20 protein-coding genes are annotated in these 25,271 nt (G+C 73.9%); 10 read left to right on the plus strand and 10 right to left on the minus strand.

Going from position 1 to position 25,271, the window contains the following annotated elements:
* Positions 1 to 101 precede the first annotated feature (101 nt).
* Genes ACWEFJ_RS32015 through ACWEFJ_RS32025 form a run of 3 tightly spaced genes read right to left on the minus strand, consistent with a single transcriptional unit; the run spans position 102 to position 2,202 of the window.
* Positions 102 to 902, minus strand: coding sequence for an alpha/beta fold hydrolase (locus ACWEFJ_RS32015; protein ID WP_449716027.1), 801 nt, complete (start codon positions 900 to 902; stop codon positions 102 to 104).
* Positions 899 to 1,615: an SRPBCC family protein gene (locus ACWEFJ_RS32020; RefSeq protein ID WP_449716028.1), complete on the minus strand. Its 717-nt coding sequence runs from the start codon at positions 1,613 to 1,615 to the stop codon at positions 899 to 901. Before ACWEFJ_RS32020 ends, ACWEFJ_RS32015 begins: the two co-directional genes overlap by 4 nt.
* 2 nt (positions 1,616 to 1,617) lie before the next feature.
* Positions 1,618 to 2,202, minus strand: coding sequence for an ArsR/SmtB family transcription factor (locus ACWEFJ_RS32025; RefSeq protein ID WP_378086859.1), 585 nt, complete (start codon positions 2,200 to 2,202; stop codon positions 1,618 to 1,620).
* A gap of 272 nt (positions 2,203 to 2,474) precedes the next feature.
* On the opposite strand from ACWEFJ_RS32025, the gene ACWEFJ_RS32030 reads away from it, so the two are divergent.
* On the plus strand, positions 2,475 to 3,182 hold the full coding sequence (locus ACWEFJ_RS32030) for a DUF2306 domain-containing protein (RefSeq protein WP_449716029.1): 708 nt from the start codon (positions 2,475 to 2,477) through the stop codon (positions 3,180 to 3,182).
* Here ACWEFJ_RS32030 and ACWEFJ_RS32035 read toward each other — a convergent pair.
* Positions 3,156 to 3,647 (minus strand): methylated-DNA--[protein]-cysteine S-methyltransferase, encoded by a 492-nt coding sequence (locus tag ACWEFJ_RS32035; RefSeq protein ID WP_449716030.1) that lies wholly within the window; start codon positions 3,645 to 3,647, stop codon positions 3,156 to 3,158. The genes ACWEFJ_RS32030 and ACWEFJ_RS32035 overlap by 27 nt on opposite strands.
* Positions 3,644 to 5,119 carry an AlkA N-terminal domain-containing protein gene (locus tag ACWEFJ_RS32040; RefSeq protein WP_378086853.1) on the minus strand — a complete coding sequence of 492 codons (1,476 nt, stop codon included), beginning with the start codon at positions 5,117 to 5,119 and terminating at the stop codon, positions 3,644 to 3,646. Before ACWEFJ_RS32040 ends, ACWEFJ_RS32035 begins: the two co-directional genes overlap by 4 nt.
* A gap of 618 nt (positions 5,120 to 5,737) precedes the next feature.
* On the opposite strand from ACWEFJ_RS32040, the gene ACWEFJ_RS32045 reads away from it, so the two are divergent.
* Both ACWEFJ_RS32045 and ACWEFJ_RS32050 read left to right on the plus strand, forming a co-directional pair.
* The gene (locus ACWEFJ_RS32045; protein ID WP_449716031.1) at positions 5,738 to 9,796 is read left to right on the plus strand and encodes an nSTAND1 domain-containing NTPase; all 4,059 of its coding nucleotides are present in this window, start codon (positions 5,738 to 5,740) and stop codon (positions 9,794 to 9,796) included.
* Between the two features lie 113 nt (positions 9,797 to 9,909).
* Entirely contained in the window at positions 9,910 to 10,383 is a 474-nt protein-coding gene (locus tag ACWEFJ_RS32050; protein WP_378086849.1) for a DUF2165 domain-containing protein, read from the plus strand.
* 65 nt (positions 10,384 to 10,448) lie between these two features.
* Here ACWEFJ_RS32050 and ACWEFJ_RS32055 read toward each other — a convergent pair whose 3' ends face one another.
* Positions 10,449 to 12,815: a LuxR C-terminal-related transcriptional regulator gene (locus ACWEFJ_RS32055; RefSeq protein WP_449716032.1), complete on the minus strand. Its 2,367-nt coding sequence runs from the start codon at positions 12,813 to 12,815 to the stop codon at positions 10,449 to 10,451.
* Positions 12,812 to 14,089, minus strand: coding sequence for an Hsp70 family protein (locus tag ACWEFJ_RS32060; protein ID WP_449716033.1), 1,278 nt, complete (start codon positions 14,087 to 14,089; stop codon positions 12,812 to 12,814). Before ACWEFJ_RS32060 ends, ACWEFJ_RS32055 begins: the two co-directional genes overlap by 4 nt.
* Positions 14,090 to 14,311: 222 nt before the next feature.
* Between ACWEFJ_RS32060 and ACWEFJ_RS32065 the strand changes: the two genes are divergently transcribed.
* The 5 genes from ACWEFJ_RS32065 (at position 14,312) to ACWEFJ_RS32085 (ending at position 20,621) form a co-directional block, all read left to right on the plus strand.
* Positions 14,312 to 15,211 (plus strand): IniB N-terminal domain-containing protein, encoded by a 900-nt coding sequence (locus ACWEFJ_RS32065; RefSeq protein WP_378086844.1) that lies wholly within the window; start codon positions 14,312 to 14,314, stop codon positions 15,209 to 15,211.
* A gap of 108 nt (positions 15,212 to 15,319) precedes the next feature.
* Positions 15,320 to 17,128: a dynamin family protein gene (locus tag ACWEFJ_RS32070; RefSeq protein ID WP_378086842.1), complete on the plus strand. Its 1,809-nt coding sequence runs from the start codon at positions 15,320 to 15,322 to the stop codon at positions 17,126 to 17,128.
* Positions 17,128 to 18,501: a GTPase domain-containing protein gene (locus tag ACWEFJ_RS32075; protein WP_449716034.1), complete on the plus strand. Its 1,374-nt coding sequence runs from the start codon at positions 17,128 to 17,130 to the stop codon at positions 18,499 to 18,501. Before ACWEFJ_RS32070 ends, ACWEFJ_RS32075 begins: the two co-directional genes overlap by 1 nt.
* Before the next feature lie 517 nt (positions 18,502 to 19,018).
* The gene (locus ACWEFJ_RS32080) at positions 19,019 to 20,029 is read left to right on the plus strand and encodes a papain-like cysteine protease family protein (protein WP_449716035.1); all 1,011 of its coding nucleotides are present in this window, start codon (positions 19,019 to 19,021) and stop codon (positions 20,027 to 20,029) included.
* A 10-nt stretch (positions 20,030 to 20,039) separates the two neighbouring features.
* A complete protein-coding gene (locus tag ACWEFJ_RS32085) occupies positions 20,040 to 20,621 on the plus strand; it encodes a hypothetical protein (protein WP_378086836.1) in 582 nt (193 codons plus the stop codon).
* A gap of 183 nt (positions 20,622 to 20,804) precedes the next feature.
* Here ACWEFJ_RS32085 and ACWEFJ_RS32090 read toward each other — a convergent pair whose 3' ends face one another.
* Complete coding sequence (locus tag ACWEFJ_RS32090) at positions 20,805 to 21,620, minus strand: LysR family transcriptional regulator (RefSeq protein WP_378086834.1); 816 nt, start codon at positions 21,618 to 21,620, stop codon at positions 20,805 to 20,807.
* A gap of 76 nt (positions 21,621 to 21,696) precedes the next feature.
* Between ACWEFJ_RS32090 and ACWEFJ_RS32095 the strand changes: the two genes are divergently transcribed.
* A complete protein-coding gene (locus tag ACWEFJ_RS32095) occupies positions 21,697 to 22,536 on the plus strand; it encodes a PhzF family phenazine biosynthesis protein (protein WP_449716036.1) in 840 nt (279 codons plus the stop codon).
* A gap of 46 nt (positions 22,537 to 22,582) precedes the next feature.
* Here ACWEFJ_RS32095 and ACWEFJ_RS32100 read toward each other — a convergent pair whose 3' ends face one another.
* Positions 22,583 to 23,014, minus strand: coding sequence for a nitroreductase family deazaflavin-dependent oxidoreductase (locus tag ACWEFJ_RS32100; RefSeq protein ID WP_378086830.1), 432 nt, complete (start codon positions 23,012 to 23,014; stop codon positions 22,583 to 22,585).
* Between the two features lie 322 nt (positions 23,015 to 23,336).
* Here ACWEFJ_RS32100 and ACWEFJ_RS32105 point away from each other — a divergent pair, with 322 nt between their 5' ends.
* On the plus strand, positions 23,337 to 24,323 hold the full coding sequence (locus ACWEFJ_RS32105) for a LysR substrate-binding domain-containing protein (protein ID WP_449716037.1): 987 nt from the start codon (positions 23,337 to 23,339) through the stop codon (positions 24,321 to 24,323).
* A 106-nt stretch (positions 24,324 to 24,429) separates the two neighbouring features.
* Here ACWEFJ_RS32105 and ACWEFJ_RS32110 read toward each other — a convergent pair whose 3' ends face one another.
* Positions 24,430 to 25,230, minus strand: coding sequence for an SDR family oxidoreductase (locus ACWEFJ_RS32110; RefSeq protein ID WP_378086826.1), 801 nt, complete (start codon positions 25,228 to 25,230; stop codon positions 24,430 to 24,432).
* Positions 25,231 to 25,271 lie beyond the last annotated feature (41 nt).

Genomic DNA, 25,271 nt, shown 5'->3' on the forward strand with positions numbered 1-25,271 from the left:
GGGACGGACCTTCCTGGGGGGGCGGGGGCGCCCCCACGCGGGGCCGGCGGGCCCGGGGGGGGGGGCGGGCGCCCCCCCGCCCACCACCCGGTTCCGCGCGGTCAGCGGCGGAAGAAGTCGACCAGCACCGGCGCGGTCACCTTGGCCTTGACCATGTGCGTCTGGCCGGGGAGCACGGTCAGCTCGCCCTTCGGCAGGGTCGAGGCCAGTCGCCGCTGCGCGTTGCGCAGGTACTCCGGGCTCTTGCCGCCGGCGATCACGAGCGCGGGCGCCTCCGCGCCGGCCCACCGGTCGGCGGGCGGCGGCGTGCCGCGCTGGAACTCGGCGACGAGCGCGAAGTCGTGCGGCAGGGTGTGCGCGACGGCCTTGAGCTTCCGCCACGGCGGCATGACCCGGAGCAGCGCGATCACCGGGCCGGGCGTGCCGACGTACCGCATGAACAGCTTGACCGCGTCGCCCCGGCGGCCTTCGGCGAGCGCGCGGCGCACCCGGTCCGGCAGGTCGTCGGCCATGGGCTCGCGGGTGTCGTCGACGATCATCGGCGACTCGTAGATCGCGATCCGCTCGGCCGCCACGCCGCGGTGCGCCGCCTCGGCGACCAGCGTGCCGCCGGAGGACATGCCGAACAGGTGCGCCGAGCCGCCCGCGTGCTCGATGAGAGCGGCGATGTCCTCGACCTCGCGCTCGACGTCGTAGGACGTGGCGTTGCCGCTCTCGCCCCGGCCGCGCCGGTCGTAGGTGTAGACGGTGAAGTGCGCGGCCAGCTCGCCCGCCAGGGCCGTGGCCGGGCCGAAGGCGCGGTGGCACAGCGCGCCGTCCACGATGATCAACGCGGGGCCGGAGCCGACGCGCGTGCAGGCGATCGTCGTGCCGTCCTTGGACACGACCCGTTCCGTGGTCATGCGAGGTCCTCCATCCAGGTCGACCACGTCCGCTCGTCGCGGTGGTCGTCGGTGAACACGTGGTGCATGGCGGTGGGGAAGCCGGCGATCCCCTGGAAGAAGCGGTACAGCGCGCGGTCCGTGCGGATGCCCGCGGTCTGGGCGTTGGCGAAGTAGACGACGCCGGGCTCGCCGTCGAGCACGACCTCGTCGCCGGTGCGGGGGGCGCGGTCGAGGCCGAGCTTGCGGCCGAGCTTCGCCCACGTCGCGGGCCAGTCGGCGACCGGAGGGCCGAAGGCGGTGACCGGGCGGGCGGTGCGGCCGGCGAAGTGGCGCAGGTAGGTGACGAGGGTCTGCCAGAACATCTCGCCGCCCGCGAGCATGGCCTCGAACTCGTCCTCCCAGTCGTCGCCGGGCAGGAAGCCGCTCGCGACCATGCGCAGCACCGTGCTGCCCCGGTCGCGGCCCTCGATCAGGAACTCGTAGGCGACGAACCGGCCGTCGGGCTCCTCGTCGCCGCCGTAGGCGAGGCGCTTGCCGGGCTCCCAGGCGGTGATCGAGTGGGCGGGGCGGTAGTCGCCGAACGCCTGCCGGACGACCTCGCCGGGCTCGACCTCGTTCGAGCCCATGAACCAGGAGTCGATGCCGGGGCCGGTGGCGATGGCCTCCCAGACCTGCTCCGGCGTCACGCCGTCCAGCTCGGCTTCGTTGACGCCTTCGAACGCGTGACCCATCGTCACTCCTTCGGGATGCTCGGGTGGACGGCGACGACCACGCGGTGTGGTCGTCCGCCGGGCGCGGACTCGTCGTGGTACTTGGCGACCAGGGTCGTGACGGCGGCGGCCAGCTCCTCGGCGAACGCCGCGCGGTCGGCGGCGGTGGCGAAGCGGACCTCGCCGTCGAGGGCGAAGGTGGCGACCCTCTTGTCCGCCTTGGCCGCGCCGGTGATCAGCGTGCCGACGTCGCGGACCAGCCGTGCGGCCACGGCCAGGAGCCAGCGGGCCGACAGGCGGTCGGGCGCGCGTTCCGGGTCGGGCTGGACGGCGGCCAGGGCCGTGGGCGAGATGACGTAGGACGCGGCGGTGGCGCGCATGACCCGTTCGGTCATGTTGCCCTTGCGGCGTTCCTCGGCCAGCTCGACCAGGCCGTGCTGCTCCAGCGTGCGCAGGTGGTAGTTGACCTTCTGCCGGGGCAGCCCGATCTTCGCCGCCAGCGTGGTCGCCGAGTTCGGTTCGGCCAGCTCGGCCAACAACCTCGCCCGCACCGGGTCCAACGAGACCTCGGCCACCGCCGGGTCCTCGATCACCGCCACTTCGAACATGCCGGAACCCTCCCACCGACAACTTCTCTTGTCAAGCCAACAAACCTTGTCGGCTGCGCGTGTCCTACGTCCGCGTCACGCGTGTCCTACGTCCGGAACGGCCGAGTTGAGCGTTCAGAACAAGGTCCGGTCGTCCTGAACGTTCAACTCGGGGTGCGCGAACGTAGGACACACGCGTTCTGGACGTAGGACACACGCGTTCCGGACGTAGAACACGCGGGTTGTGCGGGGATGGTGCGTGGTTGGTCAGCGGGGGGCGGTTGGGTGCGGGCATGGGGATGACGAAGTGGTACCGGCGGCCCTGGGTGGTGCCGTTCGGGTTCTTGGTGCTGGTGTTCGTGGCGTTCTCGGTGCCGCCGTACGTGACGTTCGACCCGGCGTTGTCGCGGGTGCCCGAGGTGCCCGCGCACCCGTGGCACTTCCCGGTGCTCGTGGCGCACGTGCTGTTCGGGTCGGTGGCGATCCTGACCTGCGTGGTGCAGGTGTGGCCGTGGTTCCGGCAGCGGTACCCGGTGGCGCACCGGCGGGTCGGGCGCGTCTACGTGTTCGCCGGTGTGCTGCCGGGCGGGGTGACGGCGCTGGCCATCGGCGCGGTCTCGCCGTTCGGGCCGCTCAACCAGGTGGGCAACGTGCTGATGGGGGCGCTGTGGCTGGCGTTCACGGTGGCGGGCTTCCGGATGGCGCGCCAACGCCGGCACGTCGACCACCGCCGGTGGATGATCCGCAGCTTCGCGCTCACCGCGTCGATCATGAGCAACCGGATCTGGGCGGCCGTCGCCGCGATCACGCTGTCGCCGCGGCTGGACACCGCGTTCGGCGGCAGCGAGGTCGCCCTGCTCCAGACGGTCTCCGGGCTGGCCGCGTGGCTCGGCTGGACGATCCCGCTGCTGCTGGCCGAGTGGTGGCTGGAACGGGGCGACGCCCGCAGGCGCCGCGCCCGCCGCGCCCCGGCCTCAGATCGGCAGCCGGTAGGCGTCTGACCGCTGCTCGAAGTCGAGCAGCTGCCGCTTGCGCACGATCCCGCCCGCGTACCCGGTGAGGCCGCCGTTCGCGCCGACCACCCGGTGGCACGGCACGATGATGCTGATCGGGTTGTGCCCGTTGGCGAACCCGACGGCCCGCGCGGCCGACGGCCGGCCCAGCTGCCGGGCCAGCTCGCCGTACGTCGTGGTCTCGCCGTACGGGATCTCGCGCAACAGCCGCCACACGGTGCGCTGGAACGGCGTTCCGACCGGGTCGAGCGGCAGGTCGAACGACGTCCGCGCGCCGTCGAAGTACTCGGCCAGCTGCGCGATCACGTCCCCGAAGGGCGAGGGGTCTTCGGGGCCGAACGACTCGCGCGGCGGCCGGTACCGCTGCTCGGCCAGGTACAGCCCCGACAGCACGCCGTCCCGCGCGACCAGCGTGAGCGGTCCGACGGGGCTGTCGACGGTGGTGTGGCTCATCGACGGACGTCCTCTCGGGCGGGCAGCCGGTTGATCGCGTGGTCACCGGTGGCCCACAGGTACTGGACGGCGTAGGCCCGCCACGGGCGCCACGCCTCGGACCGCCGCACCAGGGCGGCGGGTGTGTCGGGCAGGCCGAGGGCTCGGGCGGCGATGCGGATGCCGAGGTCGGTGGGGGTGAACGCGTCGGGGTCGCCCAGCGCCCGCATCGCGATCACCTCCACCGTCCACGGCCCGAACCCGGGCAAGGCCAGCAGGTCGGCCCGCGCCTTGGCCCAGTCCGCGCCGACCCCGAGGTCGATCTTCCCGTCCGCCAGCGCCTCGACCAGCGCGCGGAACGCGGTCTTGCGGGCCTGCGGCATCGCCAGCACGGCGGGGTCCAGCGCGGCCAGCGCCGACGACGTCGGGAACAGGTGGGTCAGCCCGACGTCGGTGATCGGCTCGCCCGCGGCGGCCACGAGCCGGCCCGCGTGGGTGCGGGCGGCGGCCGTGGACACCTGCTGCCCCAGCACCGCGCGCACGGCGAACTCCTCGGCGTCCACCGTGCCCGGCACGCGGCGGCCCGGTCCGGCGTCCACCACGGGTCCGAGCAGCGGGTCGGCGCGCAGTCGCTCGTCCACCGCGACGGGGTCGGCGTCGAGGTCGAGCATCCGCCGGCACCGCGCGATGGCGATCGACAGGTCGCGCAGGTCGCTCAACGCGAGCCGGCACGCCACGTGGTCGGCCTGCGGCGTCAACGACACCACGCCGTGCCCGCGCGGCAGCCGCAGCGTGCGCCGGTACGCGCCGTCACGCCACTCCTCCACCCCCGGCACGCCGGTCGCGGCGAGGTGGCCGAACAGGTTGTCCGGCCGCAGCGGCGCGCGGAACGGCAGCCGCAGCGACAGCACGCCCGGCGTGTCGGGCGCGGGGCGCCGGCGGGCGCGCAGGTCGGTCGGCGACAGGCCGAACACCTCGCGCACCGTCTCGTTGAACGCCCGGACGCTCGCGAACCCGGCCGCCAACGCGACCTCCGCCATGGGCAACGCGGTCGTCTCGATGAGCAGCCGGGCGGTCTGCGCGCGCTGCGCCCTGGCCAGGGCCAGCGGTCCCGCGCCCAGCTCGGCCATCAGCAGCCGTTCGAGCTGCCGCACGCTGTAGCCGAGGCGGGCGGCCAGGCCGGGCACGCCCTCGCGGTCCACCACGCCGTCGGCGATCAGCCGCATGGCCTTCGCCACCGCGTCGGCGCGGTGGTTCCACAGCGGGGACCCCGGCGACGCGTCGGGACGGCACCTCTTGCACGCCCGGAATCCCGCTTGTTGCGCGGCCGCCGCACTCGGGTAGAACCGCATGTTCTCGACCTTGGGCGCGGTGACCGGGCAACTCGGTCGACAATAGATCCGGGTGGTCAGGACCCCGGTGAAGAACCACCCGTCGAACCGGGCGTCTTTCGACCGCACGGCCCGGGCGCAGCGTTCCGCTTCTTCGTGCACGGCACCAGCATCGGTCAAAGCGGCACCCGGTGGCCGGCGGAAATGCGACATGGCGGAAAACCGGGCCGGACGGGTCGCGCCGCACCGCGTCGTGCGGCGCACCCGGAGGGCTCGGCGGCCCCTGGGCCCGACACCGGCTAGCGGTGCGTCGGGACGGCGAGCCTGGCCAGGAGGTCCAGACCCACCTCGGCACGGTCCCGACCGTGCGCGTCCAGCACCGTCCTCACGATCGGGCAGACCCGTGCTTCACCGGGGACACCCCGGTCCTCACGGGCCGTGACCGGCACGGGCGCGGGCCGCACCGGGTCAACTCCGCCCGGCGTGGCAGGTCGCCGCGCCGTTCCACCGGTCGTGCCGGTGGGGAGCGCACCGCTGAGAAGACCCCCAGGACCCCTCAGCGACGAACGAGCTGCCACTCGCGGTAGTTGCCTGCGACACCACTTCGACCGGTCCCTCCGCATGCCCTCGACGACGTCATCGGAACGTCTCGACCAGTTTGTCGGCGCAAGTCGTTAGGGTGGACTCACAAGGGCTCCACCGGTCGGCAAACGACCTGTTCACGCGCTCACATCCGGTTTTCCGGTCCGGAACGCCGGATCTTGAGGAGGCACGTCGCGGATGGCTGGTTCCGGTCCGGGGTCGGGTCCCCGCGCCCTGTTCGCGGAGCGGTTCGCGCTGCTCTACGCCGAAGCCGGCGACCCGCCTTTGAAGAAGGTGACCGAGTCCGTCGCCCGCGCGCGGCGCACCGACGAACGCGGTCGCCCGGTCCGCGCGACCGCGCAGCGGGTCAGCGACTGGCGTCGCGGGCGAAACGTGCCCGCCCGTTTTCCGGCACTCTCGGTAGTCCTCGAGATCCTGATCGGCGAGGCCCGCAAGTCGCGGCCGCAGCCGCCGGCGCCCGGCCTGTACGACCTGGACGCGTGGCGCGCGCTGTGGGAGGAGGCGCTGGCCAGCCCGGTGTCCTCGTCGGACGTCGAGGACCCGCCGAGTTCCGAGGAAATCGGCGTGTGCCCCTATCGGGGATTGGCCGCGTTCCAGCCGGAGGATTCGAGCTGGTTCTTCGGCCGGGAACGCAGCACGGCCGCGCTGGTGTCCCGACTGGGCAGTGCCGCGGAAACCGGCGGAATCGTGATGCTGGTCGGCGCGTCGGGCGCCGGGAAATCGTCCCTGGTGCGCGCCGGCGTGATCCCGTCCATTCGCGACGGCGCGTTGGCGCTGGAGGGTTCGACGAATTGGCCGGCGGTGGTCATCACGCCCGGCGTCGACCCGGTGAAGGAATTGGTCCGGCAGATCCCGGAATTGTCCGACGTGCTCGACCTGGCGCTCACGCCGGACGCGGTGGACCACGACCTGGTGGCGGCCGGGCACGGGCCCGACACGTTCCTCGGGCAGGCGCTGTTGGGCGTGCCGCGGTTCGCCGCGCGGATCCGGGCCGCGTTCGCGGCATACGCGGCGCGGCACGGCGGCGAGCGGGTGGTCGTCGTCGTGGACCAGTTCGAGGAGGCGTTCACGCTGTCCTCGGACGAGAACCGGGTGCAGGTGTTCGTGCAGGCGCTGCACGTGGCGTGCACGCCCGCGGTGCCCGGCGGCACGGCCCCCGCGGTGGTGCTGGTGGGCGTGCGGGCCGACTTCTACGGCCGCTGCCTGGCGTTCCCGGAGCTGGCCGACGCGTTGCAGGACCGGCAGATGGTGCTGGGGCCGATGACGTCGGCGGAGCTGCGGGAGGCGGTGTCGCGGCCCGCGAAGGCGGCGGGCCTGCAACTGGAGCCGGGCCTGATCGAGCTGATGCTGCGCGACCTCGGCGTGCGCAGCGGCCGGGCGAAGGCGGGCGGCGGCCAGGGCGCGTACGACGCGGGCGCGCTGCCGCTGCTGTCGCACGCCCTGCTGGCCACCTGGCAGCGCCGGCAGGCTGGCAAGCTGACCATCGCGGGCTACCGGTCGGCGGGCGGCATCCAGGGTGCGGTGGCGGCCACCGCGGAACGGGCGTGGGCGGACCTCGCGCCGCCCGCGCAGCAGGCGGCGCGGCCGTTGCTGCTGCGGCTGGTGCGGGTCGGCGAGGACACGCAGGACACCCGCCGCCGCTCGACCCGGCACGAGCTGGTCGAGCAGGCCGCGAACCGGACCGCGGGCGAGGAGGCGCTGGAGGTGCTCGCGCGGGCCCGCCTGGTCACGCTCGACGCGGGCTCGGTGGAGATCACGCACGAGGCGCTGCTCCAGGCGTGGCCGCGCCTGCGGAGCTGGATCGACCAGGACCGGGAGGGCCAGCTCCTGCGGCAGCGCCTGGAGGAGGACGCGGCGACGTGGGCGGGCCAGGACCGCGACCCGTCGCTGCTGTACCGGGGCGCGCGGCTGGAGACGGCGCGGCACTGGGCGGACGCCGCCGGACCCGAGGGCCTGACCGGGACCGCGCAGGACTTCCTGGCGGTGTCGATGCAGTACCGCCGGCGGGCCGCGTGGGGCCGGCGCGCGGCGGTGGCGTGCGTGGTGGTGCTCGCGCTCATCGCCGCCACGGCCGCGGTGGTGGCCGTGCGGCAGCGCGACGACGCGGTGTTCCGGCAGGTGGTGGCGGAGGCGGACCGGTTGCAGGAGTCCGACCCGTCGCTGTCGGCGCAGCTCGCCCTGGTGGCGCACCGCATGCGGCCCGACGACCGCGACGTGCAGACCCGGCTGCTGTCCACGCAGACCACGCCGCTCGCGATCCCGCTGGCCGGGCACACCGGTCCGGTGTACCTGACCTCGTACTCCCCCGACGGGCGGTTCCTGGCCACCGCGAGCTTCGACCAGACCGTGCGGCTGTGGGACCTGCGCGACCCCGACGACCCGAAGCCGCTCGGCTCGCCGCTGACCGGGCACCGCAGCTGGGTCACCTCGGCCGTGTTCAGCCCGGACGGTCGGACGCTCGCCACCGCGGGCAACGACCAGACCGTGCGGCTGTGGGACGTGACGGACCCGGAGCGGCCGCGCTCGCTCGGCCAGCCGCTGACGGGCGGCAACGACACCGTCTACCTGCTCGCGTTCACGCCGGACTCGCGCACCCTGGTCACGGCCAACGCCGACGGCACGGCGCGGCTGTGGGACGTGGCCGACCCGGCCGCGCCGCGACCGCTGGGCGAACCGCTCGGCGGGCACACCGCGCAGGTGCGCGCGGTGGCGGTCAGCCCGGACGGCGCGCTGCTGGCCACCGGCGGCGACGACAACACCGTGATCCTCTTCGACCTCCGCGACCGGGCCGCCCCGAAGGCGCTCGGCGCGCCGATCACCGGGTTCGACCACCGCGTGCACTCGCTCGCGTTCGGCCCGGACGGCCGGGTGCTGGCCGTCGGCAGCGAGGACCACACGGTGCGGCTGTTCGGGGTGGCCGACCCGGCGGCGCCGCGGCCGCTGGGCCGGCCGCTGACCGGCCACACCGAGGGCGTGTGGTCGGTGGCGTTCAGCCCGGACGGCCGGGTGCTGGCGTCCGCGGGCGGCGACGGCACCACGCGGATGTGGAACGTCACGGACCCGGAGCGCGCGCAGCCGCTCGGCCGGCCGCTGGCCGGGCGCAGCGGCATCGTCTACGCGGTGTCGTTCAGCCCGGACGGCCGGACCCTGGCCACCGGCAGCCACGACTCCGTGGTGCGGCTGTGGTCGCTGCCGCACGGCGTGCTGGTCGGCCACTCGGCGCGCACCGTGGGCCCCGCCTTCACCCCCGACGGCCACCATCTGGTGTCGGGCAGCGAGGACCGGTCGGTCCGGGTGTGGGACACCGGCGACCCGGCCACGCCCGAGTCGGCCGCGGTGGTGTCGCACGGCGCGCCCGTGTGGGCGGTCGAGCTGAGCGACGACGGGCTGACGCTCGCCACGGTCAGCGACAAGGCGGTGCGGCTGTGGGACCTGTCGGACCCGGAGCGCCCGCGCCCGCTGGGCGAGCCGATCGAGGTGGGCACCCGCTACAGCTCGCCGGTGGCGTTCCGGCCCGACGGCAAGGTGCTGGCCACCGGCGCCACCGACACCTCCGTGCAGCTGTGGGACATCAGCGACCGGGAGCACCCGGAACGGCTCGGCAACCCGCTCGTCGGGCACACCGAGTACGTGCACTACGTCGGGTTCGCCCCGGACGGCCGGACGCTCGTCACGGCGAGCGCGGACAAGACCGTGCGGCTGTGGAACGTGTCCGACCCGGCCGCCGCCCAGCCCTCGGGGCACCCGTTGACCGGGCACACCGGCGCGGTGGGTGCGGCCGACATCAGCCCGGACGGCCGGACGTTGGCGACCGCGAGCGACGACCGGACGGTCCGGCTGTGGGACGTGAGCAGGCCCGACCGGCCCGCGCCGCTCGGCCGGCCGCTCACCGGGCACGTGGAGGCCGCGGTGGCGGTGGCGTTCAGCCCGGACGGGACGACGCTGGCCAGCGGCGGCGAGGACCGGACCATCCGGCTGTGGGACGTGCACGACGCGCAGCGGCCCATCGCGGTCGGCCGGATGCTGACCGGGCACGACGGCGGGCTGCGCGACCTGCAGTTCAGCCCGGACGGCAAGCGGCTCGCCTCCACCAGCTCCGACAGCACGGTGCGGCTGTGGGAGCTGGACCTGGACCACGTCATCGAGCGGCTGTGCAGCAAGACCAAGGGCGTGCTGCCGGAGGAGCGCTGGCGCGAGCACCTGCCGCAGCTCGACTACGAGCCGCCGTGCCCGTGACGGGGCGACCCGGCGGACGGCACCCCGAACGGTCGTCTTGACTGGTGAATTCTTCCCGTGGACTTCCGGTGGATCGTGACTAGGTTCTACAGAACATGCGCGCACTTGCCAGGGTGGGGACCTCACAGGCGGCGATCACGGCGCTGACCGGGATCACCGCGCTCTACATGGGTCTCGTCGTGTTCGGCAACATCACCGACTACGAGACCAACCACGCGTTCGTGCAACACGTGCTGGCCATGGACACCACGTTCGGCTCGCCCAACACGTCGTGGCGCGCGATCACGAACCCGACCGTCGTGACCGTCGCCTACGTGCTGATCATCGCGTGGGAGGCGGTGACCGCGCTGGTCCTGCTGGCCGGGCTGGTGGCCTGGCTGCGGCGGCGCGAGGAGTCGGCGCGCCGGCTGTCGTCCGCGGGCTGGGTCATGCAGGTGCTGCTGTTCGGCGGCGGGTTCATCGCGATCGGCGGCGAGTGGTTCGTCATGTGGCAGTCCAAGGACTGGAACGGGTTGTCGGCCGCGTTCCAGAACTTCGTCATCGCCGCGCTCGGGCTCGTGCTGCTGCACGCGGGCAAGCGCGACTGACCTCTCCGGACCGGGGGCCGTCTCCCCGCCTGACGGCCCGGCCGGGAGCGGCGGTTTTGCCGTGCCTAGCCGACGATCTGGCGGAGCTGGTCGAGCAGTTCGGCCCGGCTGGCGCAGCCCAGCCGCTGCCGCATCCGGGCCACGTGGTGCTCGACCGTCTTCGCGGAGATGAACAGGCGGTCGCCCACCTGCTTGTAGGTCAGCCCGCCCACGACCAGCTCCGCCACCTCGCGCTCGCGGTCGCTGAGCTTGCCCGCGTCCACCTCCGCCACGGGTTCGGGCTGCTTGCGCGCGGTCGCGGCGGGCCGGCCCTGGAGCAGCCGGGCGCAGTCGAGCAGGCGCACCATCGCCTGCCGGTCCGACGTCCTTATCGCCGCCTGGCCGGCCAGGCGTGCCGCGTCCCACCACTGGCCCACGGCCTGCAGCCCGCGCGCCGACTCCTCGACCTGGTCGGCGTCCACCTTGCCCGCCACCACGTCGAGCCAGCTCTCCGCCGCCGCCGACACGACGCCCGCGTACCGGCTGCGGTCCCGGCACGCGGCCAGCGACGCCGCGTGCTCCTCGGCGACCGACGTCTCCTCGGCGATGATCGCCGCGTGCAGCGCGCTCCAGTGCAGCGGCACGGACCACAGGCTCGGATCGCCCAGGTCCCGCAACAGGGTCCGCGCCGCCGCGAGGTGCGGCGCGAGCCGGTGCTGGTCGCGCAGCCGCGCGGCGGCGGTGGCGAACTCGCCCAGCGGCAGGAACGTGAACAGGTCGACCGGGTGCCGCAGCACCGCCTCGCACGCCTGCTCCCACGTCCGCTTCAACGTGGCCAGGTCGCTCGTGCGGCGCGCGACGCCGATCTCCAGCGCCACCGCGAACAGCCAGTCGCGCGGCTCCAGCGGGCGGCCCGCCTTCCGCAGCGCGGCCAACGTCTCGCGGGCCCGCGGCAGGTCGCCGCGCTGCATCGCGATCCAGGCCCGCAGCAGCCGGTGCCGCACGGCCATCAGCGCGCCGCCCGACGCGGTCGCGAGCGCCCGGTCCAGCACGGACTCGGCGATCCCCGGCTCGCCGCTGTGCAACGCCACCAGCGCGGCCAGCGCGGCGGGCGTGTCCGGCAGCAGCACGGCCCGCCCGGCGGGCTCCAGCAACCCCGCCGCGCGGACCAAAGTGGACAGCGCGGTGGTCGCGGACGACGTCACCGACTCCACCACGCCCTGCGCCATCAGGGAAGCGCCGCCGTCGAGCATGGTCGGCGGCGCCTCCGGCAGCGCCTCGTCCGGCAACCGCCCCGTCCCGACCCGGCCGATCACCGCGAACGCCGCCGACGTGGCGCTGGACGACCACCGGTGCAGCTCCGTGCCGCGGGCGAGCTGGCCCCGGTGCGCCAACGCGATCGCGGCCACCTCCGCCGCCGCGCCGCGGTGCTCCGGGTCGCCGCCGGACAGCACGCCGTCCGCCAGCCGCAGCGCGGCGTCCAGGTCGCCGGCCATCGCCGAGGCCACCGCGCGCCGCACGGCCACGTCGGGACCGGCCGTGCCGACGGACTCCAGCAGCCGCGCCGCCAGCGCCGGGTCGGTCGCCAACGCCTCGTCCGCCGCCGCCCGGAACACGCGCCCCAGCTCCGGCCCGGCGACCCCGATCAGCGGCCGCACCAGGTCGAGCACCGGCCCGCCCGACCGCAGCTGCAACTCCGCCAGCCGCTGCCGCACCGCGATGCGCCGGTCCGTGCGGCTCAACGCCGCCACCGCCACCCGGGCCACGGGCGGCAACGCGCCGTCGGCCCCGACGAGCCCGGTGGCCCGGCCCGCCTCGATGACGTCGCCCACCGCGTCGGCGTCGAGCCCGAGCAGCCCGCCGAGCAGGTCCAGCCGCAGCGCCGCGCCCGCCTCGGCGGCGAGCAGGTACTTCTGCACGTCGGCGTCCAGCCAGTCCAGGTCGGCCCGGAACGACGCCACCACCTCGGGCGTCAGCTCGGCCGCGGTCAGCCCCGCCAGCCGCCGCACGAACCGCGGCACGCCGCCGGTCTGCTGGTGCACGAAGTCCGCGAGCCCGCGCGCGGACGGCGGCAGCACCGCCCGCACCTGCTCCCGGGTGAACGGCTCCAGCGCCAGCGCCGGCCGGGCCCGGCCCAGCGACTCGGCCAGCGCCGCCAGCGCCCGCGACCGCGGCCAGGGCCGGTAGGCCACCACGACGTTGGCGTCACCGCGTTCGACGCGGGCGCGCAGGGACAGCAGCTCGGCGTCGGGCAGCAGGTGCGCGTCGTCCACCACCGTGGCCGACGCGCCCGCGTCCTCGAACGCCCGCTCCAGCTCCCGCAGCACGGTGGTCTTGCCGTGCCCGCCGGGCGCGACGACGCCGAGCCGCACGACGGCTCCCGCCGCGACGGCGTCCAGGACCTGCGTGACTTCCGGGGACAACACCGGACGCGCGGTCGTGCTCAAGCTCAACGGCCATCCTCGGGATCACGGGCGCGGCGCCCACCGGTCACGACGAGCCCGCGCACGACGCGCTTCACCGTGCGCCGCTCGGGCAGGTCGAGGGGGGTGATGTCGACGGGCGGCCGCGGCGGCGGCGCGGTGAACTCCGCGTCCGGCACGTCCAGGCTGCCCACGGGGAACCTCAGCAGCGGGTCGTCGTCCCGCACCAGCACCGACGTCTCGATCGGCTCGGGCTCGGCGTCCGGGCCGGCCACGAGCCGGCGGGCCGCCAGCGCCGCGCCCTTCACCACCGACGTCTCCGGCGCGGCCTCCAGCACCACCCGGCCCGGCACGGACGCCGCGACCAGCGGGATGCGGGCGCTGCCGCCGACGAGCACGGTCATCGCGACGCCCGACGCGACCCTGGTGAACAGCGACACGGCCTGCTCCACGTCGGCGCGGACCAGGTCCTCGAACCGCGCCCGGGTGATCGGCACGTCCACCCGCCCGGACGGCAGGTGCACCGGGATCGCCGTCTCGACCGTGCCGGACAGCACGCGCTTGGCCGCCTCGCAGTCGCGGCGCAGCCGCGCGTGCAGGCCGCGGGTGCGGGGGTCGTCGGGGTCGAGGTCGGTCAGCTCCCGCCCGAGCGAGGTCCGCACGTGCGCGAGCACCGCGTCGTCGAAGTCGGCGCCCGCCGCCTGGTCCACCCCGTCGGCGGTGGCGACCAGCTCGAACCCCCGGCCCACCACGGAGGCGCTGAACGCGTGGCTGCCCAGGCTGAACACGCCGAGCGGGCCGACGGGCGACCGGGTGAACGCGTGGTTCTCGGCCGCCGCGACGGGCTCGGGCACCAGCGACGCCGCCACCCCGACCGACCGCAGCGCCCGGTGCGCCAGCCCCTTGGCGTGCGGCCCCCACCCGGGCGGGTGGGCGAGCACGACGTGCTCGGGGCGCTCGCCCTCGCGTGCCGCGACCTGGTCGACCACCCACATGACCAGCAGCGCGGTCAGCTCCTCGGCCGGGATCCGCTCGACGCCGCCGAGCACGACCGGGGTCGTGTCGCCGAGCCGGCGGACGAAGCCCGTGGCGGTCCACCGCGGGTCGCCCGGCTCGCCGACCGCGAACGCGCCGTCCGGGGTGAGCTGGAGCGTCGAGGCCACGCCGCCGCCGGGGCCGCCCAGGTCGACCGGTTCCGGTTCGCCGCGACCCGCGCCGCCCAGCCGGCACACGGCCGCCGCGGTGCGCGTGGAGCCCACGTCGACCCCCAGGACGTACGGCAACGCGGCGGCCTCCTCACTCACCTGAACGAATTACGGCCAGTGCCTACACGGGTCACGAGATGGTCACAAGTCCATCCCCTAATCCCCTAGGGAGTGAACGAGTCCCACCCCATAGTGGTTGCGGCATCTACGGGGAGTAATCCCCGATGGCCGGTCGGCGGCCTGCTCCTAGCGTGGTCCAGGCCGGATCCCACCCCTGCCGGGCCGGCTTCCCGCGTCCTACTCGACCAGGAGAGATCGATCATGGGCTCCAGCCCCACCACGCTGCACGACTTCGTCCTCGACCTGCTCAGCGACCCGACCGCGCTGGCCGACTTCCAGGCCGACGCCGAGGGTTCCCTGGCCGCGGCGGGCCTGAGCGACATCAGCGCCCTGGACGTGCAGGAAGTCATCCCGCTGGTGCTCGACTACGTGCCGACCGGGAGCCTGCCCGCTCTCGACGGCGCGCTGCTCGAGGACCTGCCGCTCGACCTGGTCGACGCGGGCCAGGCCGGCGCGATCTTCCGGCTCAAGGCCGTCGCCGACCAGCTCGCCGTGTCGGGCGCCACCGGCGCGGGCGACGTCAAGGCCGCCGTGGCGGGCACGCTCAGCGCGGACGCCGACGGCCTGGCCCTGTTCGGCGGCGTGTCGAGCTGGGACCTGCTGGACGGCTCCGCGGCGGCGGAGCTGTCGGTCGAGGGTGACTTCTCCGCGGTGGGTGACGTGACCGACACCCTGGACGGCACGCTGCACACCGCCACCGGTCAGGTCTCGGACCTGACCGCCACGGCGACCGGCACGCTGGACGGTGCCGTCGCCACCGCGGGTGGGGTCACCGGCTCGCTGCCCGGCGCGGACGGCCTGACCAGCACCGCGTTCGGCGCCGTCGACACGCTGCACGGCGTGGTCGGCTCCGTGACCGGTGGCCTCACCAGCGCGCTGCCCGCCAACCTGGGCAACGTCGCCGACCTCGGCGACACCCTCGACGTCTCCGGCGCCACCGACCTCGCCGGCGCCGCACCCCTGTCCGGCGTGACCGACACCGTCGCGGGCGTCGCGGACACCGCCGGCGTCGGCGGCGTGGTGAGCAACGTCACCGGCACGGTCGACCACCTGGACCTGCCGGTCGTCGACTCGCTCGGCGTGGACGACCTGCTCTTCTGAGACTGATCCACCACCGGAGGGCCGGTCCTGCCCGTGGGGGGCGGGACCGGCCCTCGCCCCGTCCGGACTTTCACCCGGAGTGCTTTTGCGGGCACACTCTGCCAGGTGATGTCCGCGCCCTGGCTCGACGTGCTCGACGACACGATCCGGGCTTGCGCTGCGCACAACCGGCCCGACCTGGCCGAACGGTTGCGCGAGAAGCGCGCCCGCCAGCTCGACCCCAAGCTCCGCGTGCTCGTGATCGGCGAGCCGAAGCAGGGCAAGAGCCAGCTCGTGAACGCGATGGTGAACGCCCCGGTGTGCGCGGTGGGTGACGACGTCACGACCACCGTTCCCACGTTCGTGCAGCACGCGGAGACACCGTCGGCCGCGCTGGTGCGGGGCGCGTCCGTCGCGAACACCCCCACCGAGCGGATCCCGGTGCCCCTCGACCGGCTCGCCAGCGAGGTCAGCGCGAGCCACCACGGCGGGGAGCTGGTGCGCGCCGAGGTCGGCATCCCCCGCGCCCTGCTGGACTCGGGCCTGGTGCTGATCGACACGCCCGGCGTGGGCGACCTGCGGCCCGCGCACACCGCCAGCACGTTCACCGCGCTGCTGCAGGCCGACGCGGTGCTCATGGTCTCCGACGCCACCACCGAGCTGACCGGCTCGGAGCTGGAGCTGATCAAGCAGGTCATGACGTCCTGCCCCAACGTGATCGTGGTCCTCACCAAGATCGACATCGCGGCGCAGTGGCGGCGCGTGGTCGAGCGCAACCGCGCCCACCTGGCCCGCGCCGGCGTGACCGCGAAGCTCATCCCGGTGTCCGCCGCGCTGCGGCTGCGCGCGGCCAGGACGGGCGACAAGGCGCTCAACGCCGAGTCCGGCTTCCCCGAGCTGCTGGCGTGCGTGCGGCAGGACATCCTCGCCGCCGCCGACCAGTTGGCCCGCCGCACGGTCGCCGTCACGGCCGCGTCCGCGATCCGGCAGCTCGTCGCGCCGGTGCGCGAGGAGCTGTCCACCCGCGCCGCCCAGGGCCCGGAGAAGACCATCGCCGCGCTCAACGAGGCGCAGCGCCGGATCGACGAGCTGCGCCGCCGTTCCGCCCGCTGGCAGACCGTGCTGGCGGACGAGATGGCCGACCTGGTCTCCGACATCGAGTACGACCTGCGCGACCGCACCCGCAGGATCATGCGCGAGGTCGAGAAGACCTTCGAGACCGCCGACCCGGCGCTGGGCTGGGACAGGTTCGAGACGTGGCTGGAGGACAACCTCACCGAGGCGGCCACCACCAACTTCGCCTGGCTCCTGGACCGCTCGGAGTGGGTGGCGGAGAAGGTCGCGAAGAGCTTCCCGGTCGCCCGCGACGACCTCCTGCCCGAGTCGATCTTCCCGGACGACGTGCTCGACCGCGTCGCGCCCATGGACAAGCCGCTGATCGAGAAGTTCAGCCTGGCGCAGAAGGCGTTCACCGGCCTGAAGGGCTCCTACGGCGGCGTGCTGATGTTCGGCCTGGCCACCAGCCTCGCCGGCATGCCGCTCATCAACGCGATCTCCCTGGGCGCCGGCGCGCTGTTCGGCGGGAAGTCCATCATGGACGAGAGCGACCAGCGCCTGCGCCGCCGGCAGGCCGCGGCCAAGGCCGCCGCCGCCCGGCACGTGGACGACTTCTTCGTGAAGTTCAGCAAGGACTGCCGTGACGCGGCCCGGCACATCCAGCGCAGCCTGCGCAACCACTTCTCCACGCTGGCCGAGGAGTTGCAGGAGACGCTGCTCGAGTCGGCCCGCAGCGCCCGGCGCGCGGTCCAGGACGACACGTCGGAACGCGAGCGCCGCAGCCGTGACGCCAGGCGGGAGCTGGACGAGCTGGTCGCCCTCTACCAGCGCGTGCAGGCGCTGGCGGGCGGTCAGGCGCCACCGCTGGGGATCAGCGCCTGATGGGGTTGGCCGACGAGGTCCTGGCGTTGCTGGACGACGCCCTGGCGATCTACCGCGACAGCCCCCGTGCCGTCGCCTGGCTGCGCGCGCACCGCGCCCGGTTCGCCGAACCGCTGCGCGTCGCCGTCGCCGGCGCGCCGCGATCGGGCAAGTCCACCGTGGTGAGCGCCCTCATCGGCGAGGAGCTGACCTCGACCGGCGCGACCACCTGGTACCAGGACGGCCCCCAGCCGAAGGCCCACGTCGGCCACTACGAGGTCCCGGTCGTGCGCCGCGACGGCAGGGCGTTCGTGGACGCCCCGGACGCCGAGCGCGTCGTGGTCGAGTGGCCCTCCCGCTCGCTGCGGGACGTCACCCTGATCGACACCCCCGCCGGCGCCCCGGTCGAGCACGTCTACGGCGAAGCGGACGCCGTGCTCTACCTGACCCGGCACATGCACAACACGGACCTGCGCTTCCTCCAGGCCGCGCACGACCACCCGGTCGCCCGCGCGACCCCGGTGAACACCGTCGTCGTGCTCTCCCGCGCCGACGAGATCGGCGGCGGCCGGATCGACGCCCTGACCTCCGCCAAGCAGATCGCCCGCCGCTACCGCCGGGAGGCGGCCGTCACCCCGCTGTGCCAGAACGTCGTCGCCGTCGCCGGCCTCCTCGCCGTGGCCGCGCGCACCGTCCGGCCGGACGAGTTCGCCGCCCTCGCCACGCTGGCCGGCCTGCCCCGCACGGCGCTGGAGGAGCACCTGCTCTCCGCCGACCGCTTCGTCGGCGACGACTTCCCGATCCCCCTGGACCCCGCCACCCGCCGCGCGCTGGTCGACCGCTTCGGCATCTTCGGCGTCCGCCTGACCACCACCCTCATCCGCCAGGGCTTCGACACCCAGGTCAAGCTCACCGGTCAACTGGTGCAGCGCAGCGGCCTGGGCGAACTGCGCGACTCGATCGGCATCCACTTCACCGAACGCCACGACGTGCTCAAGGCCCGATCCGCCCTCCTGGGCCTGGACGTCGTCCTGCGCGCCGAACCCCGTCCCACCGCCGCCACCCTGGCCACCACCACCGAACGGATCCTCGCCTCCGCCCACGACTTCCGCGAGCTGCGCCTCCTCGCAGCGATCCACAGTGGACGGATCCGGCTGCCCGACGGCCTGGAAGCCGAAGCCACCCGCCTCGTGGGCGGCCTGGGCGCCGATCCCCTGACCCGCCTCGGCCTGGACCACGAGCCGCGGCCGGACGAACTGCACCACGTGCTCCACCACACCCTGAACCGCTGGCGGGACCACGCCGCCGACCCGCTCCTGGACCACGCCCAACGCCGCGCCGCGGCCGTGGTCGTTCGGACCTGCGAAGGTCTGCTGACCGAACAACCCGCGTAGTCCACGACAGACCACCCCGTTGCGCCAACCGGGTCGTGACACCGCCGCGGCACACCCCGTCGAACCGGTGACCGGTGTTCAGCGGGACAACCTCACCCGGGCGGGTCGGTCGCTGCGCTGTTCCCCCTGGGTTCGACCTCCTGAATGGCGCACGAAAGCCCGTCCACCGTCACCGCCGAAATGCGGCCACCGCCCCGTCGACGGAAGAGGGTGCGACAAAAACCGCAAAACCACTTCACGAGTTGATCACGCAACGTGAAGTCGCCCCCGTTCGACAACGGCTTTCGGCCTATAGCCGGTCCCGTCGGCGCGTGCGATGCTTCCCGACGCCAAGGAAGCCACCGGGGCGAGGGGAGCGCCCGTTCGACCCTTGGCATTCCCGCATGCCCGCGACGATCGGCGGGCAAACGCACGCCTCGGCATTACCGGCCGATTCCGCATTCCGTCCCGCACGAGTGCAGACGGGGTGGGAACACAGCCTTGAGCAGCACAGACGATCAGCAGGAGAGGGGCCGTCATGCCGTTGTCGAAAGCCGACCTCGGAGCACTGGGCGAAATACCCGTCACGATCAAGTCGAAGGCTTACGCGAACGTCTACCTGCGCATGGACGGCAGCAACGTGACGTCGTTCACCGATCCCGGCAGCGGCAAGGTCAACGCCCAGTTCAAAGCCGGAGCCACCGAGAAGTTCAAGCTCCGTCCCCATTCCGACGGCACGTACTCGTTCGAGTCGGCGACTTTCCCGAACGTGTACCTGCGGCTGGACGGCAGCGGGGTGGAGCCGGGCAGCTCACGTGTCGGAACGGTCAACTGCCAATTCGGGGCACCCGGCCTGTACGAGAAGTTCAAGCTCAACGCCCAGCCCGGCGGTGATTTCATGGTGGAGTCGGCGGCCTTCCCGAACGTGTTCCTGCGGCTCAACGGCAGCGGGGTGACCGCCACCACGAGCACCGGGGGCGGGACGGCCACCGGTGAGCCAGGCAGCAGCACGCTCGCGAATTTCGTGCTCGACATGGCCGACCAGAACGTCAACTTCGTCATGCAGCACCAGGAGCAGACCATGTGGTGCTGGAGCGCGGCCACGGTCAGCGTCTCCAGGTTCTACGACCCGGCCTCGGCGTGGACCCAGTGCTCGCTCGCCAACGCGGAGTTCAACCGCAAGGACGCCTGCGTCCCCGCCGGTCAGGAGTCGCCCGCCAACGAAGGGCGGTGGCCGGACACGGCGCTGCAGCGCGTCGGGAACTTCAGGGAGCGCCTGAACGAACCGCTGACCACCGTGCAACTCGGTGCGGAGCTGGCGAAGTCCGCGCCCGTCGTGGTGAACATCGCGTGGCGCGACCAGAACGGCTTCATCTGGGGCGGCCACATCGTCGCGGTGCGGGGACGCTCGGTGCGCGACGGGGTCGAGTGGGTCAGCGTGGGCGACCCGTGGTCCGGCGACCTCGACATGACCTACGACAACTTCCGCAGCAGGTACCAGAACAGCGGACTCTGGAACGTCAGCTACAAGACCAAGGCCCGGGGCTGAAGGAGCTGCCATGCCACTGCACCTGCCCGACCCGCCGACCGGACTGCCCGACCGGGTCAAGGCGACCCTCCACTCCTTCGTGGACGGAGCCCACTTCTCCACCAAGGCCCTGCGCGGCGCGCGGAAGGACCGGCTCGACCTCTCCACGCCGCACCAGGTCTTCACGCTGGGGATCGACGACATCACCTCCGGCGGCGGCCTCGACCGGGCGCAACCGGTGGGCTGGCGCTACCTCGTCGAGGACGGCGGGCAGGCCATCGCGAGCGCCGAGACGACCCCGGGCCCGGACGGCGCCCAGGAGGTGTCGCAGTTCACCGAGGGCCCGTTCGTGGCCGAGACCGACAAGGCCGTCAAGGCCGTCCGCCTGCTGCCCCAGCTCGCGGTGGCCGGCTTCGAACTGCGCCTGCTCCGCATCGCCCCCCTCTACGTGATGGCGCTCTGGCTGCACTCCCCCGTGACGGACCTCGTCGTGCCGCTGGCCCCGTCCCCGTTCCGCAAGGAGGGCAAGCCGCTGCCGGCGCGGGAGTTCCTCGCCGAGCTGACCGAGCTGGCCCAACGTGCCCGCCGAACGGGCCCGCCACCGACCACCTGAGGCTCGATCCGACCGGTCGGAGCCGGCAGGCGCGGCGGGACGCTCTATCCCCGGGCCTGCCGGCTTCGGCCTGCCCGTGTCACATCGAGCCGGACGCGAGCGTTGAACTCACGGGTCCTGAACGTAGGACTCTCGCGTTCTCAACGTAGGACACACGGGTCCTGAGTGTTCGACACGCGTGGGTCAGTCGAGGGCGGCGGCGACGGCGCGGACGGCGGCCGAGGGGGTGCGGCGCGGGTCCGTGACCAGGAACAGCGTGCTGTCGGGCAGCTCCCGCACCCGCTGCAACGTGCCCGCGTCCAACTGCTCGGCCACCGCCACCCGCGGCAGCACGGCCCACCCCAACCCGGCCACCACGCACGACCGCACGGCCTCGATGCTGCCGAACCGCGTGATGCTGGGCGTCGCGGGCAGCTCGCGCACGAACCGGTCGCAGTACGAACACCCCTCCTCCAGCAGGAAGTACCGCTCGTCCAGCACCACCCCCGGCGCGGACACCAGCTCGATCGGCTCGACCCCGACCGCCGTCACCTTCAACCCCGGCGCGGCCAGCGAGTCCTCCAGCACCAGCGCCAGGTCCAAGGTCCCGTTGCGCACCCCGGCCAACGCCTGCCGGGTGCCCGCCGGCGACAGGTGCACCGAGATCCCCGGCCACCGCATCGCCACGTCCGCGATCCGCTGCGGCAGCCGGTAGGCGCACACCGACTCCGGTGCGGCTATCCGCACGTCGCCCTCCACCGCCGTGCTCCCCCGCACCGCGTCCCGCAACCGCTGCTCGGACGTCAGCACCTCCCGGGCGTGCTCGACGGCCTGCCGACCCGCCTCGGTCAACCGCGCCCCGCTGGGCAGCCGGTCGAACAGGCGGGCCCCGAGGTGCCGTTCCAGGGCCTTGACCTGGCTCGTCACCGTGGATTGCACGAGGTGCAGCTCGGCCGCGGTGGCGGTGAAGCTGCCCGTGCGGGCGAGCACCAGGAGGGTGCGCAGGAGGCGGGTGTCCACCACATCGACAATACCGATAGCGCACATCACTGGGAATCGTTGGACTCGATGCGCCCTCCTGGGGGACGCTCGTCCCATGACCGACGCGCAGGAACCGACCGTGCTCCGCTACACCGCTTTCGCCACCGACCCCGCCGGGGGCAACCCGGCCGGTGTCGTGCTCGACGCTACCGGCCTGACCGACGCCCGCATGCTGGAGATCGCCGCCGAGGTCGGCTACTCGGAGACCGCGTTCGTCGTCCCCCGGCCCGCCGAGCCGGACGACTTCGACGTCCGGTACTTCAGCCCGCTGGTCGAGGTGCCGTTCTGCGGCCACGCCACCGTGGCCGCCGCCGTCGCCCTCGGCCGGCCCGGAACCCTGCGCTTCCACACCCCCGCCGGCCTGGTCGACGTCGCCACCACCCCCACCACCGCGACGCTGACCAGCGTGCCGACCCACGCCACGCCCGCCGCGCCCGCCGACGTCACCGCCGCGCTGCGCGCGCTGGGCTGGTCCGCCGACGACCTGGACGACCGCTACCCGCCGCACTGGGCGTTCGGCGGCTCGCGCCACCTCGTCCTGGCCGTCCGCACCCGCGCCCGCCTGGCCGCGCTGGACTACGACTTCGACGCGCTGGCCGACCTGCTGCGCGCCCACGACGCCGTGACCGCGCAGCTGGTGCACCAGCGCGAGGAGGACGTGTTCGACGCCCGCGACCCGTTCCCGGTGGGCGGCGTGGTCGAGGACCCGGCGACCGGCTCCGCCGCGGCGGCGTTCGGCGGCTACCTGCGGGCGATCGGGCGGGTCGAACGGCCGAGGTCCGTGACCATCCACCAGGGCGTGGACCTGGGCCGCCCGAGCCTGCTCGAGATCCGCGTCGCGCCCGACGACCCGCGGGTCACCGTGACGGGCTCCGCCGTGCCGATCACCGGGTGACGCGCCCGGACCGCGCTCCCGGTCCGCGATCCGGACCGGGCCGCGCCTACGACCCGACGCGCTCCAGCACCACCACCGGGATCTCCCGGTCGGTCTTCTTCGCGTACTGGTCGTAGGCCGGCCACGCCTCGGTCATCAGCTTCCACAACCGGTCCCGCTCCTCACCGGTCGCGGTGCGGGCGCGGGCCCGGAACACGTCCGGGCCGACCTGGACCTCGGCCTCGTTGCGCTCGGCCAGGTTCCGGTACCACGACGGGTGCTTCGGCGCGCCGCCGTAGGACGCGACGACCACGTACGCGTCGCCGTAGGGCTGGTAGATCAACGCGGTCCGACGCGGCTGCCCGGACTTGCGGCCGATCGTGGTCAGCAGGAGCGTGAAGACGCCCGGCTGCCACTCGTGCCCCTCCGCGCCGCCGGTCGCGACGTACTTGCGGATGTGCTCTTTCACCCAGTCGACTGGGCTGTCCACCACCGACATGGTTCGAACGTACCGACTGCGCGGCGGGGCCGCCGGTCGCGCACTCCGCAATGGCGACCGGCGGCCCCGTTCGGGGTGGGGACGTCCGCCTCGCACCCCCTGGCCGTCACCGCCCCCGGCGTCGCCCGGACCCCGCCCGCGTATAACGGGGCGCGGGCCGCTCGACGGGACGGCACGGCCGAGCCGCTGCTCAGTGGATCCGGCTCGTGCGGTAGATCTGGCTCGCGTGGCGCATCTGTTCTCCTCCGCAGCAGTGGGGACTGGCCAACTATGACGCCCGCCAGGGCTGGCGGCTCATACGGAAGGGGGATAGAAGAGCGTTATGCCCGAGCTCGAGCTGCGCCACCTGCGCGCGGTGTGCGCGATAGCCGAAGAAGGCAGCCTCACCAAGGCGGCCTCCCGCCTGGGGCTCACGCAACCGGCGATGAGCGCCCAGTTGCGGACCGTGGAGCGGATCGTCGGCGGTCGGCTGTTCGACCGCACGCCCGGCGGTTCCGCGCCCACGGACCTGGGCAAACAGGTCGTCGGCACGGCGAGGCTGGTGCTCGACGAGGTCGACCAGCTCGTCTCGCTGGCCCGTCAGCGCAGCGGGGGCGGCACGCCCGGACCGCTGCTGGTCGGCGGGGTGCCCACGTTGTTCTTCGGGCACTTCGTGGAGGAGCTGCGGCGGGTGATCCCGTGTTCGGAGGTCCGCACCGAGATCACGCGCGGCGCGTCGAACCTGCTGGAGCTGCTCGTGTCCGGCCGGGTGCAGCTCGCCGTGCTGGACCGGTTCGAGGGGTTGGAGCGACGTGAGCTGCGCGGGCTGGAGGTCCGCCGGCTGGTGAGCGAGCCGCAGTTCGTGGCGCTGCCCGAGACCGACCCCCTGGCCGCGCAGGAGGAGGTGGACCTCGGGCAGCTCGCCGACCGGGACTGGGTCTCGCCGCCGGACGAGTTCGTCGGCAACCGGCTCCAGATCTTCGCGGCGTGCGCGGCGGCCGGGTTCACGCCCCGGTTCACCCACCACGCGCACGAGGCGAGCACCGCCCGCAGCCTGGTGACCAACGGGGCGGTGTCGTTCGCGCTGCCGCAGTCGCGCAGCGGCGACGGCATCGTCATCCGCCCGCTGCGCGGCTCGCCGCTGATGGTGGACCTGCTCCTGGCGACCCGCCGCGAGGGGCCCGCCGCCGGGCGGGCCCACGACGTCTTCACCGCCGCGGCCAAGGCGTACCGCGCGGTGCTGACCCGCAACCCCGGCTACGCGAAGTGGTGGGAGGAGCACCCGGAGGCCCACCGCGAGATCGACGCCGCCCTGCTCATCGACGGCTGAGCGGCCGACCGCGCACGCCGGCCGGGCAGCCGCCGATCGTCGACCGCGCACGGTCGTCCGGCGACAGCCGCCCCGCCCCCGGGAGCAGCCGCGCCACGGCCGGGAATCAGGCCCGCACGACGTCCTCGATCGCCACCGGCGGACGCCCGATCAGCTTCTCCAGGTCCGGCCGGACCTCCGAGAGCACACCGCGACCGATGTTCACCTCGATGTCGGTCAGCAGTTCGGCGAGGAAGTCCGGCAGCCCGAACCCCTTCAGCCCGGCCACGCGCTCCTCCGCGCCCACCGCCCGGTGCGTCGTGCCCGCCGCCGCGGCCAGCTCGTCGAAGCTCCACGCCCGCGGCCCGGTCAGCTCGTACACCGCGTTCTCGTGCCCCGGCGTGCTCAGCACGACCGCGGCCGCGAGCGCCAGGTCGTCACGCGACGCGCTGGCGATCCGCCCGTCGCCCGCCGCCGTGACGATCGGGCCGGGGCCCTGCGGCAGGTAGTTCTCGTGGTACATCCCGTTGCGCAGGAACGTGAACGGCACGCCCACCGCGCGGATCGCCTCCTCGGTGGCCTTGTGCACCGCGGCCAGGCCCAGCGGCGAGGTGTCGGCGTCGGTCACCGACGTGTAGACGATGTGCCGCACGCCGGCGTCGGCCGCCGCGCGCACCGCGTTCAGGTGCCGGCGGACGCGGATCTCGTCCGGCCCGTCCACCGACACGATCAACAGCGTCTCCACGCCGGCGAACGCGTCCGCGAGGGGGCCGTCGAAGTCGCCCGCGCGGACCTCCACGCCCAGCCCCGCGGCCTTCTCCGGGTCGCGGACGGACACGGCGAGCCGGTCGGCGGGCAGGCGGTCGAGGGCGTGCTTGAGGATCAGGGAGCCGAGGTGGCCGGTCGCGCCGGTGATCAAGGTCGTCATGCGGCCCACGGTAGGCACGACGCTAACCATTCGAAAGCACC

The sequence above is a fragment of the Actinosynnema sp. NPDC004786 genome (assembly GCF_053601135.1).